This is a genomic window from Candidatus Reidiella endopervernicosa (assembly GCF_013343005.1).
Classification (GTDB): domain Bacteria; phylum Pseudomonadota; class Gammaproteobacteria.
Genome location: NZ_CP054491.1, coordinates 1,641,955 through 1,655,497, shown reverse-complemented (window position 1 = coordinate 1,655,497; position 13,543 = coordinate 1,641,955). Strand labels below are relative to the sequence as shown.

10 protein-coding genes and 4 pseudogenes are annotated in these 13,543 nt (G+C 50.2%); 2 read left to right on the top strand and 12 right to left on the bottom strand.

The features are described from left to right. Positions 1–418: 418 nt before the first annotated feature. A pseudogene (ylqF, locus tag HUE57_RS09200) lies at positions 419–1,261 on the top strand (ribosome biogenesis GTPase YlqF); the annotation flags it as partial. A 75-nt stretch (positions 1,262–1,336) separates the two neighbouring features. Here ylqF and HUE57_RS09195 read toward each other — a convergent pair. The 4 genes and pseudogenes from HUE57_RS09195 to HUE57_RS09180 all read right to left on the bottom strand — a co-directional run. Beyond that, positions 1,337–2,008: an RluA family pseudouridine synthase gene (locus HUE57_RS09195; RefSeq protein ID WP_078485152.1), complete on the bottom strand. Its 672-nt coding sequence runs from the start codon at positions 2,006–2,008 to the stop codon at positions 1,337–1,339. 167 nt (positions 2,009–2,175) lie between these two features. Further along, positions 2,176–2,928, bottom strand: coding sequence for a M90 family metallopeptidase (locus tag HUE57_RS09190; RefSeq protein WP_236860709.1), 753 nt, complete (start codon positions 2,926–2,928; stop codon positions 2,176–2,178). Positions 2,929–2,969: 41 nt separating this feature from the next. Then, entirely contained in the window at positions 2,970–3,617 is a 648-nt protein-coding gene (locus tag HUE57_RS09185; protein WP_174673053.1) for an HNH endonuclease, read from the bottom strand. A 1,600-nt stretch (positions 3,618–5,217) separates the two neighbouring features. Continuing rightward, positions 5,218–5,970, bottom strand: a pseudogene (locus HUE57_RS09180) (DEAD/DEAH box helicase); the annotation flags it as partial. A gap of 81 nt (positions 5,971–6,051) precedes the next feature. Here HUE57_RS09180 and HUE57_RS09175 point away from each other — a divergent pair. Next, positions 6,052–6,195, top strand: coding sequence for a hypothetical protein (locus HUE57_RS09175; protein ID WP_174673052.1), 144 nt, complete (start codon positions 6,052–6,054; stop codon positions 6,193–6,195). 57 nt (positions 6,196–6,252) lie between these two features. Here HUE57_RS09175 and HUE57_RS09170 read toward each other — a convergent pair. The 8 genes and pseudogenes from HUE57_RS09170 to HUE57_RS09145 all read right to left on the bottom strand — a co-directional run. Next, positions 6,253–8,546: pseudogene (locus HUE57_RS09170) on the bottom strand (type I restriction endonuclease subunit R); the annotation flags it as partial. A 388-nt stretch (positions 8,547–8,934) separates the two neighbouring features. Beyond that, positions 8,935–9,132 (bottom strand): restriction endonuclease subunit S domain-containing protein, encoded by a 198-nt coding sequence (locus HUE57_RS09165; RefSeq protein WP_174672481.1) that lies wholly within the window; start codon positions 9,130–9,132, stop codon positions 8,935–8,937. A 91-nt stretch (positions 9,133–9,223) separates the two neighbouring features. Further along, positions 9,224–9,538 (bottom strand): hypothetical protein, encoded by a 315-nt coding sequence (locus tag HUE57_RS09160; protein ID WP_236860708.1) that lies wholly within the window; start codon positions 9,536–9,538, stop codon positions 9,224–9,226. 288 nt (positions 9,539–9,826) lie between these two features. After that, a complete protein-coding gene (locus HUE57_RS19620; protein ID WP_272902034.1) occupies positions 9,827–10,006 on the bottom strand; it encodes an N-6 DNA methylase in 180 nt (59 codons plus the stop codon). Then, positions 9,994–10,647 carry an HsdM family class I SAM-dependent methyltransferase gene (locus HUE57_RS19075; protein WP_272902031.1) on the bottom strand — a complete coding sequence of 218 codons (654 nt, stop codon included), beginning with the start codon at positions 10,645–10,647 and terminating at the stop codon, positions 9,994–9,996. Before HUE57_RS19075 ends, HUE57_RS19620 begins: the two co-directional genes overlap by 13 nt. 58 nt (positions 10,648–10,705) lie before the next feature. Further along, a complete protein-coding gene (locus HUE57_RS19070) occupies positions 10,706–11,107 on the bottom strand; it encodes a type I restriction-modification system subunit M N-terminal domain-containing protein (RefSeq protein ID WP_236860716.1) in 402 nt (133 codons plus the stop codon). Between the two features lie 194 nt (positions 11,108–11,301). Next, on the bottom strand, positions 11,302–11,859 hold the full coding sequence (locus tag HUE57_RS09150; RefSeq protein WP_174673051.1) for a hypothetical protein: 558 nt from the start codon (positions 11,857–11,859) through the stop codon (positions 11,302–11,304). A gap of 211 nt (positions 11,860–12,070) precedes the next feature. Beyond that, positions 12,071–13,535 (bottom strand): annotated as a pseudogene (locus HUE57_RS09145) (type I restriction-modification system subunit M); the annotation flags it as partial. Positions 13,536–13,543 lie beyond the last annotated feature (8 nt).

The following is a 13,543-nucleotide window of genomic DNA, read 5'->3' as shown; positions in this document are numbered from 1 at the left end:
TTATTAATGAAACGCTAGAGAAGAGAAGACGACTCGGTAACCAACGAGATGCCTAATGGTATTCAGCCAGCACCAATCCAGAACACGGCCTCTCTAACATGCTCTGCAATGTGTATAGATTTTAGGATAAGGGTTTTCAACGACACCGTCCCCCTCCATCTCAGCATATCCCTCTTCCGCATTAAACCGGCAGGGTGCACAGGCTTCTATTGTCCACGCAGTAGCGGGTAGATCAAATCATCCAGCCCCATCGATTGCTGGAAACAGAGCCACTGCCTCAGCACTATCGGCACGATAACCGATTCGGTTGCTGTACAATCCGATCAACCGATACGACATCGCCGCACGCCAACATCAGGGCTCATAGACGTTCCAAACGGCGATAGACAGACACCTCCAGATAACGAATCGATACAACATGGCTATACAGTGGTTCCCCGGGCATATGCACAAGGCCCGCAAAGAGGTCAAAAAGAGCATGCCGCTCATCGACATGGTGATCGAGGTGCTTGATGCCCGCATCCCCTACAGCAGCGAAAATCCGCTGGTCGATGAGCTGCGCGGCGAGCGCCCCTGCATCAAGCTACTCAATAAGAGCGACCTGGCAGACCCCGCCACCACCAAGGCGTGGCAACAACACTTCGAGCAGGAGCGAGGCGTAAAGGCGATCGCCATCGTCGCCGAGAAGAAGGGCGAAGCGAAAGGGTTGATCCAGAAGCTATCCCAGATCGCCAAAACAGAGCTGGGAGATCGAAACCTCGAACTGAAACCGGCGCGGGTGATGATCATGGGCATTCCCAACGTCGGAAAATCGACCCTGATGAACGGCCTGCTCGGCAGAAACCTGGCCAAGGTGGGCAACGAACCCGCCATCACCAAAATGCAGCAGAGCACCCGCCTGGCCAACGGCATCCTCATCTACGACACCCCCGGCATGCTCTGGCCGAAGGTCGAAGATGAGGACTCCGGCTATCGTCTTGCCGTCTCCGGCGCGATCAAAAGCACCGCCATCGAGTTTGAAGATGTCGCCCTCTACGCCGCCGACTACCTGCTGCACCACTACCCCGAACTGATAACGGCACGCTACAAACTCAAAGAACTACCCAAAGACGATATCGAACTGCTCGAAGAGATCGGTCGCCGCCGCGGCACACTGCGCTCAGGTGGCCGGATAGATATGCACAAGGCATCGGAAGTGCTGCTGAACGATTACAGAAGCGGCGCACTCGGTCGTATCAGCCTGGAGACGCCTGAACTGGTTGCTGCCAAAAAGGCGATGGTTCGCAGCGACAAGCCTTAACTCAGCAAGATCAACCCGATGCGCTCAATGCGCTCCTCAAAACGGACAGGGGCTATAACCTTTAATCCGCTCTCCGCTAACCGGGTGATCAAACTCAATATACGTGGCATGCAGCATCAGGCGCTCTGCCATAAAAAACGCCTCATCCGTGGCATAAAGATCACAACCCAGAATCGGGTGACCTAACTCCCTGCTATGTATCCGCAGTTGATGCGTACGCCCAGAGAGAGGTCTGAAAGTTACGCGTGTTGTGACGGGATTTTGCAGGCGCTCCACCACATCAAAATGGCTAACGGCTATCTTGCCGCTCTCATAACAGATCTTCTGTAACGGGAAGTTGGCCCTGTCCTTGGCAATCGGCCTATCGATACAGCCGCTATCGGCAACAACATCCCCGTGCAAAATAGCCGTATATTCCTTAGCAACAGTGCGCGCCTGAAACTGTTTACCAACATGCGCATTCACCGACTTGTTGAGCGCCACGATCAAAATCCCCGAGGTGCCAAAATCGAGTCGGTGAATCATTGTGGCGGTCGGAAACTCTTTGACCAGGCGAAAGTGAACTGAATCTTTATTCAGAGGGTGCTTACCTGACAGCGTCAACAGGCCAGAGGGTTTATTGATTAACAGAAGATGCTCATCCTGATAAAGAACCTCGATCTCCTCATTACACCGAGGAGCAATAAACGGATCAGCTTGTGGTTGCATAAGGGAGTGCTGTCAGGAGATGAACGATAGTGAATGATCTCAGAATTAGGTGTATCTCGCTAATTAATAGAGAGAGGCAAACTCATACCTCAATCGAGTCCGATCTTTTTATCTCGGTTTTACACATCCAGCCACTGACCAACGAAGGTTCTCTCAGTTCAACCGTGTTAGAGGATCTTGCCGATAGTAGCGCGCAGCTGCTCGTAGACATCTGAGTAGTGCTGTTTGAGAAGCTCGGGACGCTCGAAGAAGACCTCACTGAATACGGCAAAGAACTCCGGCGGCGAGGTCGCAGCATAACAGTCGATATCACGATAGGTCTGGTTATGGCACCGTTTCTGGAAATGGTCATAGGCACGGGTAAAGGCCTCGGTCCACTCTGCCACATCCTTACCGGCATGCAGGGGTGGAAAGCCATCGGCCGCCCCGTTCAGCATATCCAACTTGTGGACAAACTCGTGTATCACCACGTTGTGGCCGTCGATCTCACCTCCCCTCTCCACCTCGTGCCAGCCGAGTATCAGCGGGCCACGTTGCCACGCCTCACCGGCAAGGGCCACCTGCCCCTGATGCACCACCCCAGCCTCATCGGTATAACTACGCACCGGCACAAAGGCGGCGGGATAGACAATCACCGAGACCCAGCCATCGTAGGCCGAAAGGCCCAGATTAAGAATCGGCAGACAAGCCTGCAGGGCGATGTGCAGCATCATCGGTTGTGTAAGCACCAGCCCCTGCGCACCCTCGAAGGACTTGTGGCGCATCAGCAGAATGGTCAACTCCTGCAATCGGCTCTGTTCTTCCTCGTTTAAGCCATTGAGCAGGGGCAGCGCGGCAAAGGCATGCGACCACTCGTCGTCACTGATAGTGGATTTATTGATTATGCGGCGTGCAAGCCATTGGTGAATGAATTCAAACATGAGATTTTCTATGTCAACGGCTCAGCAATTAGCTAATGGGTCTAACTTACCAATCTTATCTGGCATGATGATAGCACTGTCATTTGATGAATAACTGGTAGTGAGCCTTTGATTTGGCCTGCACAATTAAATCTTACTCTCAAAACCACGTCACGATGATATTGAATATATTTCTGATGTGGCGCCTCAAGTATTACTTGCATGTCGGGTTGAATACCCAGATTCGATATTTCTTCTAAATAATCTGAAATGATAATCCGGCCACTATTTTCAAAAGTAATAAACCCAAGATCAAATACTTTATCGAGATTCGGCAACAGCAAGAGACCATTAAATGAATCCAGTCGCTCTTTGTTACTAGATGCATTCCAAGGTTTTATGTGTGAGGCCACCAATAATCTGGTATCTCTAAAGCCTGATAACGCACAGGCCTTCCAGCGCCCTATCAGCTCCCGTCTGTAGCGGCCCTGCCCCACTCTTGCGTTTATGTACACTGTCTTCTCTGTAGCAGATATTGAATCATCTATAATGATATGTTCAATATCTTGTTCGAGCTCTTCAGTGAATTCTGACTTGCGATATTCAATAAAGGTCTTCAATGCACAGCTGCACATACCTTTTCCAGTGGAATTTCTTTGCTGAAAGATGGGTATATTCTTAACTCCACCTTCAATTTTTATTAATTCCATCTCTGAGTGGATGCTATCCAGGGAACCGATGCAAAGACCTTCGTCTTTGGCCCATCCTGAAATAACACCGAATACGGCGCGAGAATAATTGTCTGCCGTTTTTGTATTTGCCTATTTGAACTAGCCACTCATTGAATGTCATATTGTTGCTACTGTATTTAAGGCAACTTTATCGGCGGCCCTGATTACGTTGCAGAGGCACCAGATGAACTGGTTGCTGATAAAATGGTACTGATCTCTTTGTCGCTTTTAATATATCTTCACATCATAACCTAATGCGCGTAGAGCCTTACTAGTTCGCCCATTCCTTGGCGGCATAACGTCAGGCCGCGCCCAGCCAACCACTTCTGCTAGTGAATTAAGGCCGTAGTGCGGAATTTTGTACTTTGCATCCTTGCCATATTTATAAAGGCGCTCCCACAGCTCTGACTCCCTACCTCCGTAAAGAACGTTTCTAAGTACCACAACTATCCGCTCACCCTTTGTATTCTCTTGCAGCCAGAGCCACTTAGCATATAGAGACAAACGTTCAGCAGTATCAGCTGCTGCTTTTGCAGCACCACCTACTGTAGACAGAGGGACCTTCTTGACATGCTCCCTGGTCGCGTGAGTGTAAATACAGAGTTGTTCAAGCCTATTTACATCAATGTTATCAATATTCTCTTTTTAATACATTCCTAATAAATGGCGCGTTCACTTCGAAATTAGTGTCTTCCGATGTAGGAGGAGAAGATAGCTTTCTCCACCACTCCATTTCGACCTTCATCGCCCTATTCGGGTCTTTCCTGTTTCTCTCATGATGCTCTTCAACAGGGTACGAATGGCCATCCCTGACGTGATTGTAGTAATAGGCATGAAGAAACTGGTCTGCCTGCCATTCAGCAGGAACATCTGCCGCAACCCAACTAGGACGACAATTGACAACTTCACGTGATATTGTCCTCAAGTACTCCATGGTTCCTAACCACTCTGTTCTAAAGGCACTCTTTTTCTGTCCTTCGTAACATTCTTATCAATGAAGCCCAATCCTTGAAATATTTCAACCGTTCTCTTTTTCTTAGATTTCTCATTAATGTCATTAATCTGTTTCCTTATTGTCTGAATGGTCCCCAATTCATCCACAACCTCTTGTGTAAGAGGAAACGCCCTATCTAGGTCCTTCAGGCCATCAAAAAGTACTCCAGTTCGCCCACTGCACCAGACTCATGCAGCTCCCCATCTTCTAAGAACACGCCAGCCTCTATGTTAGAAATCCATGCCCTATCGGAAGATTGGCCGACCCAATGTAGGCACCATATCCACGCCACCAGATCACCTTGGCATGTAGGACATCAGGAACTTGGTAACAAAATATGTTACGAGATTGGTTGTTAAGGAGTTTCTGCAATAATGGAATGGAAACGGGTACCGTATGATCGTACCTCATCCATATATCAAGTCGCCTTTTATTATCCAGGCAATCTTTTAAAAGACTTTGGTCATCACTCCCGTAGGCTATGGCTGCTAATACCCCATCAACTTCAACGTCAGCCGGAGGTAAGCACTCACGCAAGTACTTCCCATTTACTCCGTTAGCGACAAACTTCATGTCAATTCCTTGTTAATAGTGTTCTTCTATATATGAATACGCTTTCTTGAACAGCTCTTTATCCTTACCTAGGGCGAACTGTGCCAACGTCACCACTAACGCTTTCTGTATCTCCCTCTGCCCTTTCTGGGTGTTCTGCCAACCATCGAACCGGGTTGCTTTCACTATTTTGTCGATCTGTTCGACTATGTCGTGAATAACCTGCGGGGTTTTATCGGGCTTGGTTTCCATGAAGATCTTGGTCAGGGCCTGGATGTTGTCTTCTTCGGTGACAACCTTCTCACCAGATTCTCGTTCCAGAATAACTGTCTCTTTAGCGGCATCGAGCAAGCCTTTCAGCCAGTCGATGGCTTTGATGACTCCTGACTCATAGTCCTGGCGAAGTTTCTCCAGGCGTTCGCCCAGGGCAACAAACTTGGGATCAGAGTGACCACGTAGACGTCCCATAAGGTTGATTTCAAGTTTACGGGCTCGCTGCTCCTGCTCTTTCTCTGTAAGAGTGAAGATGGCGTGCTCATCCATCACCAACTCATCGATATCATCTCGTATTTTGTTGATATCGGTGTTCTCGTGGATCATCTTGATGGTGTCTGGCCCCAGAGCTGCCCATACCAGTGCACCGGTCTGCCCTACTGGCCGAACTGACTCGTAGATATTCGCGAGCCATTTGTAGTCATTACGGTATGGCGATAGGAAGGGATCTGGGGTGATGGCGGTCCACAGTTTATTCAATACACCAAAGGCAGCGGCGAATTCATCGCGTTTTCATCGGGGAGTCGCTATTTTGCGGAAGCATGTTTTGGGCATCAAGCCCAAGCAAGCGGCAAATACTTAACGCGACCGTTTATGCCTACGGCGCCCCGACCGTCCTGCGTTCGTTGCGTAATCACCTCTTCGCGGCTCTACACAACTCCCTCACTGACTCTACGCCGACATAAAGCCGCTGCTGCATCTTCTTCGTCGTTCGCTCGCGCTCTCAACTACGAATAGGCAGACGGCGTCGACTATCGCGGACTAACCGCCTTCGCTTCGCTATCCTTGGCGGTCAGCGTTGGTGGGCAGGCACTCTTGTGCTGCCATGATGCCCTCAAATCCTTCCAGGGTACGGTCTACACCGGGAAGAAGGCTAGGCACTTCTTCAACTGGTCTGGCAGTAGCTGCTTGAAGACCTCGATTCCCTCGATAACCCCTTCAATCTCTTCGGGGTTATAGGCCAGGGCACTGCGCAGGTTCTCAAATACCCCAGGTAATCGACAATAAGCCCCATCTCCTTACGTAGCCCATCGGCCTCATAGAGGCGATTGGTACGGCACATGGCCTGAAGCAGGGTTGAATCGCGCAGCGGCTTGTCCAGATACATGCAGTAACAGATGGGTGCATCAAAACCGGTAAGCAGCTTGGCGGTAACGATGATCAGCTGAAGCGGTTGCTTGGGGTCTTTGTAGGAGTCAATCAGGTCCTTCTGCTTGTGATCATCCCCATCCAGGGCCTGCCAGCGTTCGAAGTCTGTCTGCTCGATGGGAAGTTCCAGCTCCTCTTTCCACTTCACCCAGTCCTTGTTTTTTTTGCCCTTCTTATCCCCTCCTTCGCCTTGACCGGGGCCTGGTCTACATTCATCACCACCTCAATGGCGTCCGCCCCAGCCTGTCACGCAGCAGGTAGTACATCTGCACACAGGCCTCGCGGTCATACACCACCACCATGCCCTTCATCTTCTTGGGCTGCACATGGCTGGTGAAGTGTTGCGTAATATCGTCGGCGATCGCCTCCATGCGCTTGGGGCCTTTAACAGGATGGCGAGCTTGCCGGCACGCTTGGAAGCGCGGCCTTCTATCATCATCCAGGTTGTTCTCCTCCACCAGGCGCTTGAACTCTTCGTCGATGGTCTTCTGATCGACATGCAGCTCCGCCAGTCGTGGGTCGAACTTCACCGGATTGGTCGCGCCATCACGAATCGACTGCTTGTAGCTGTAGCGATTCATATAGCGTCCTTCATCCTCCTCGGCCCCGAAGAGCTTGAAGGTATTGCGCTCCAGGCCGGAGATAGGTGTACCGGTCAGGCCATAGAAGTGGGCATTCGGCGGGCCCAGCGCATCTTGTCACCGAGCGATCCCTCCTGGGTGCGGTGTGCCTCGTCCACCAGCACAATGATGTTTTCACGGTCATTCAGGCCCTTGGTGTTAGCCTCATCGATCTCCACCTCTTTAAACTTGAAGACCGTGGTGATCAAAATTCCGCGGCTGTCCTGATCGATCAGCTCACCCAGCTTCTTACAGGAGTTGACCTTAATCAGGTTCTTAACATCGGCACCACCAAAGGTCTCATTGATCTGGGTATCAAGGTCACGCCGATCCACTACAATCAATACGGTGGGATTCTTCAGGGCATTATCGGCACGCAGCATCCTCGCCGCATAGAGCATCAGCAGCGACTTACCGACCCTGGAAGTGCCAGATCAGGCCCTTACGTGGTTCACCTGCCTTAACCCGATCCACGATCTGCTTGGCGGTTTCAAACTGGGGATAACGGGGTAGGATCTTGATCCGTTTTGGCGGGGTGTTCTTACCGGTCTTAACGGTGGAGAAGAGCGCAAAAGAGTGAAGTAACTGCAACAGGGTTTGTGGATTCAGCAGACCCTCTGCGCTATCCAGCACTGAGGCTAGACCGGGCAATATCTCCTCGCGCTGATCGGTACTGTGCCAGGGCCCCAGTCTTTAGGTCCGGCATTAATTGCCCCATAGGCAAATGTCTTCCCTCACTGGCAAAACAGAGCAGATTGGGCACAAAGAAGGGAGCAACATGCTGCCAATGGTGCTTCTTGCCACCGATAAAGTCAGCCGCACCATCCTGCCAAGTCACCGAAGGTCGGTGGCTGTCTTCACCTCCCCACCACCAGGGAATGCCATTCACATAGAGTACGGTATCGAAAAAGGCCTCGCTGGATGCGATGTAGTGAACCTGCTGTGACACAACAAAGTGGTTGTTCTCTATATTATTGAAGTCGATGAGGTTAATGGTGACATGCTCACCGTTCTCGCCAAAAGGCAACGACTTCTCCGCCAGCAGCCAGGTGCTAAAGTTTTCATTGGCCTGCACTAGCCCGGTATGACGCGACTCCAATACCACGCCACGTAGCATGTGGATTACATGATCCGCATAATCCGGACTAGCCTCAACGGCAGGGTTCAGCTTACAGAGTGCATCCTTCAGCCACTCGTCGACAAAGACATCGTTCGCCTGTTTGGGGAGGGACTCACCGTGACAGTAACTCCACTTTACACCCCGAGCAACTTCAGGCGGTCGATAATTCCATTTTCAGTTACGGTTTGTTCGGTGAACACGCTAAAGCCCCTATATGCTTATTGCATTCCTCAAAGAAATAATGCCCATCATTCTGACATTTAACTCATCATGCAGCTTTTCATTTTTCTTGAAAATCTCCACAACTTCATCCTGATAACCAAGCGATGGAACCACATATTCCATTTTCTTAACTATTGAAGTTGTCAAATTAACAAAGGTTCCCCATGTGTTGCCAAGTTATAGATATTCCTTTGATTCAACAGTAAGAGATAATACAGGTACTCATTTCTAATGATGCTTTCATCAATATTGTCGAGGGAGATAATGCCATCATGAATGCATGCATCCTTACCTAGAAAAGATGGTGCACCTACCGTACCTGGCGTTCCACTACAAACAATCACTAAAGTACCTTTTTCCTTTAGCCTACTTTTTTGCGCCTTCCTCTGTTAGGTAGTCAATACTTGGATATACATATTTACCATCTCTCACTATATCCTCAACCATTAATCGAGGGACATTCCCACCATAATAGCGTGGGTCACCTTTCGGCCTAGGTGAACTTCCTCTAACAACTGTCGCAATTTCTTCTATTTTGACAGTGGCACCTTCAACCTTATACACAAGAAACTCCTTTAGAATCCTTGTGAAAAGAGCCTCAAATGACATCATTCCATTTGCAACGCACTCCTCGACGTTATTAGTAGCAATATGTCTACTGATAACATCCTTTTTCTTTGATAGCAGGAACGAAAAGTTTATATTCAGCAATGGATTTAAATTTCGTTCTAGGCGATAGCGAGCCAGAAGATGTCTTAACCGCCCACTCCCATAACCCCTCAGACTGCACAATAAACGGCAGCAACTCAGGCAACATCAAATCTCCTTTCGGCTCCATCACAATAATGTCGCCCGAACAAATCCCATCAAACTCAGCAATAGCCGCCTTTTTCAGATATGGCCTTCGCTTTCCAAAGAGAATCTGCCCCTTCTTGAAGACACGGGTAAAGCTTGGATTATCCTCCGCCACACTCCCCAGCGCTTAATCTTCAGCGAGCCAGAGTCCAAATGTTCCAGGCCGATATATTTGTCATACCCATCGGCAAGCGGGGCTTTGGTGGTAAGTTTGACCTCGCGACAAATATCGCCAAACTTCACGGTCTGTTTTTCTGGTATCTCTTTCATCACCGCACTATTCATAACCCAACTCCGCCAGACTCCTAAACAGCTCACTGGTCTGCTTCTTCAACCTCACCCGACTCACCTTCCACTCCTCAATGGCATGCTCAATATCATGTGCTTCATGGCCATTGGTATCCTACACATAGAGTGGAATAGAAAGGTTGTGCTGATTGGCACGGATCTCTTCGATATCCACCAGCACTGTGATTGATGGCTGTTTCTCAGGCTCGAAGTAGGCTTCGACAAGCACATCCAGATTGTCATCCGACAGGCGACTATGGGCCCGCTCGCGGGTTACCTGCTCTACCCCATCAATAAAGAGGATCTTGTTCTTACGGGCCTTGGGCTTTTGTTGCGCAACACCACCACGCAGGATTCCATCGGCGAGTTGTAGAACAGGTTTGGACCCAGTCCAATCACCGCCTCGATAATGTCCGACTCGATCACCTGCTTGCGTATTGCCTGCTCAGAGTCCCTGAATAGCACTCCATGCGGCCAGAGCATCGCCGCCCTGCCCGTCTTGGGGTTCATGCTCTTAATGATGTGGGTGTAGAAGGCGTAATCTGCACAGCCCTGGGGCGGCACGCCGTACATGTGACGCCCGTATGGGTCAGCGGCGAACTTGTCGCGATTCCACTTTTTATGGAGTACGGCGGGTTGGCGAAGATGACATCGAACTGTTTGAGCTGATCCTTCTCGATAAACTTTGGCTCGGCCAGGGGTATCGCCACGCATGACATCGAACTCTTCGATGTCGTGCAGGAACATATTCATGCGAGCGATGGCGGAGGTAAGCAGATTGACCTCCTGCCCGTAGAGTTTGACGCTGCGCCACTCCTCGCCCTGCTGACGCAGGTCCATCACCGCGTTGAGCAGCATACCGCCGGTGCCGCAGGTGGGGTCGTAGGCAGTCTCATTGGGTTTCAGCCCCATTATGCGGGTCATCAGGTGGACCACGGTGCGGTTGGTATAGAACTCGGCGGCAGTATGGCCTGAATCGTCGGCAAATTTTTGATCAGGTATTCGTAGGCTTCCCCAGATCGTCCTGATCTACCGACTTAATCCCCAGCGGGATCTTGCTGAAGTGACCGATCAAGTCGGTGAGCAGGTGATCGGGCAGGCGATCTTTGTTCGTCCACTGGGCATCACCAAAGACGCCGTGCAGGCGCTCGTTTTTCGCCTCGATCAGGCGCAAGGCGTTCTGAATCGCCTCACCCACATTACTGGTGGTGTTGCGAACCACCTCCCAACGGGCCTCTTGCGGGATATCGAAGCGGTGGAACATGGGCATGGCGGCGTATTCGGCATCACCCTCATTCACCTCCAGCGCTTCGGTGTACTCTTCCAGGTAGACATCCGACAGGCGCTTGTAGAACAGCAGCGGGAAGATGTACTGCTTGTAGTCTGAGGCATCGATCTGGCCACGCAGGTGCTCCGCGGCGCCCCAGAGGAGGTCTTCGAGGTTCTTTTATTCATGGCCGGCAATCCAAATACTCAACTGCTTTTAAGTAAAAGTTTATATACTCACCATTTGCCGGTCTTGGTCCATTATCCGACCATAGGAATACAGTTTTAGGCTGTTTGTCTGCTAACTTAACCAAGCCATCACGATTAAATTTTTGAAACTGGAATTATCAATGGTGACATTTCCAATAAAAACGTTGGTCTGACTTCCTCGTTCTCAACCTCATCACTTCTCAACGTATTGACAAACCTAACAACAAAGCCCTTTGGGGTTTCATTAAACCAGGCTTTTCCGAAGTAGATTCTTGGATCATCAGGGAACAGACTAATATCCTGCCCATCAATCTTGATAAACAGATCTCGCACTTCAATAACTTCAGATTCTGGAAGTTGAACAGGAAAGTTCTTACCTGCCAGATAATCATCAACAAGAGAGCTTAATGTTTGGGATTTTTGAATTTTTCGCTTCCCATCTTCATCACCCGTTCCTCTGCCAACCAGCCTGACTTCTTCATCTTCCTCACCTGTTCCAGTATCAAATGCATCACCTGGACGACGGTTGCTGTGTGAATTTAGATTTACGCGAACGGCATGCTCTATATATTCATCTTCATCACCATACAGCTCATCTACCACACGACGACCTGTTCGTACATTCGAAATAATATCTGCTTTAATTTTGCAATCTTCAGAGTGAGTAGACAAATCTCCAACCAGCTTATGGTACGGTTCTCTTTTTCTTTGGCTATCTGGTTTATCAAGATTGGCGCATGTCACCGGTGAGTCGCATGTATCATCTGGACATGTAAATTCGTACTTTGAGGTTATCTCTCCTTCTTATACAACTCATCTGCTTTTTGCGGTTACTTTCGCCTCTACCTCGGTAGAGTAAGCTTTTTCCAACTTCATACCTCAAACCCTCCTTTACCAACAGCTCCTCAAGTTCCTGCTCGGCCAGTTCCAGCGCGGCAAGTTTTTGTTTGAAGTCGAGCAATGCCTCTTCGACACTGATGGTCTCTTCCTCTAGGGGCTTCTGCACATAGCGGGCAATGTTGAGGTTGAAGTCGTTCTCTTCGATTTCGCTATAGGGAACCCAGCGGGCAACCCCTCTATCTCCTGGTCGTAGTCGGCCAGTTGCTGCTGATAGATGTCATAAATTTCATCGGCCTGTTCTGTGCTAAGGGTGTTTTGCGCACGACCTTTGGTGAATATCTCTTCGGCGTTAATGATCAACACCGGCTCCTTCTCCTCAACCTTGGCCTGCAGGATGAGAATACATGCGGGAATACCGGTGCCGTAAAAGGTTTGAGGCAACACCCACGATGGTTTCAATGTGACCTTTTTCCAGTAAGGCCTTGCGGATTTTGCCCTCGGCACCACCGCGAAATAGTACACCGTGGTAAGACCACGGCCATGCGACCGGTCTTGGACTTTAGGGACTTAAACATGTGCTGCACCCAGGCGAAGTCACCATTGGTTTTGGGTGCGAGTCCGAATTGATTGCGGCCGTATGGGTCACTGCCCCATTGGCCGTGTCCCCACCCTTGAGACTGAAGGGTGGGTTGGCGATGACGCAGTCGAAGGTTTCCAGCTTATCGTTTTTGATGAACTTGGGTTGGCGTAGCGTGTCGCCACGAATGATGTCAAAGTCTTCCATGCCGTGGAGGAAGAGGTTCATGCGTGCGATGGCCTCGGTGGTGAGGTTTTCTCCTGTCCTTTGATGGTGAGCAGGCGCGGGTCGCCGCCGTTCTCTTTACGTGGTGGATGGTCTCCAGCAGCATGCCACCGGTACCGCAGGCGGGGTCGTAAACGCTCTCCCCGCTTGGGGTCAAGGATATTGACCATGAGGCGGACGATGGTGCGTGGGGTATAGAACTCACCGGCCTTTTGTTGGCCTTATCGGCAAAGCGCTTGATGAGGTATTCGTAGGCACGACCATGTCATCGTCACGGACGCTGGCCACACCCAGGTTCACCTTGTTGAAGTGGTTGAGGAGCGTGGCGAGCAGTTCATCAGGGAGACGCTCTTTGTTGGTCCAGGAAGCATCACCGAAGATGCCATAGAGGTGGGGTTAGCCTGCTCTATACACCGAAAGGCATCGGTTAATGCCTGGCCGATATCCTTGGAGTGGCTGAATACATGGGTCCAGTGACACGCTTCTGGGATCTGAATGCGGTGGAACATGGGACCCTTGGCAAGCTCCTCATCATGGACCTCCTCCATTGCAGAGGCATATTCTTCGTCGTAGACATCGCAGATTCGCTTAAAGAGAGGATCGGGAAAATGTATGTTTTGTAGTCCGAAGCATCTATGGGGCCAGTGATGATGTGGGCGGCGTGCCAGAGGTGGGCTTCGAGGTCGTTGAGATTAATTAATGTCATATAACTTA

What these genes read in the sequence shown, in the direction of transcription:
- HUE57_RS09195 (WP_078485152.1), bottom strand. Translation starts at nt 2,008, where the DNA reads ATGCAACCACAAGCTGATCCGTTTATTGCTCCTCGGTGTAATGAGGAG.
- HUE57_RS09190 (WP_236860709.1), bottom strand. Translation starts at nt 2,928, where the DNA reads ATGTTTGAATTCATTCACCAATGGCTTGCACGCCGCATAATCAATAAA.
- HUE57_RS09185 (WP_174673053.1), bottom strand. Translation starts at nt 3,617, where the DNA reads ATGGAATTAATAAAAATTGAAGGTGGAGTTAAGAATATACCCATCTTT.
- HUE57_RS09175 (WP_174673052.1), top strand. Translation starts at nt 6,052, where the DNA reads ATGCCTACGGCGCCCCGACCGTCCTGCGTTCGTTGCGTAATCACCTCT.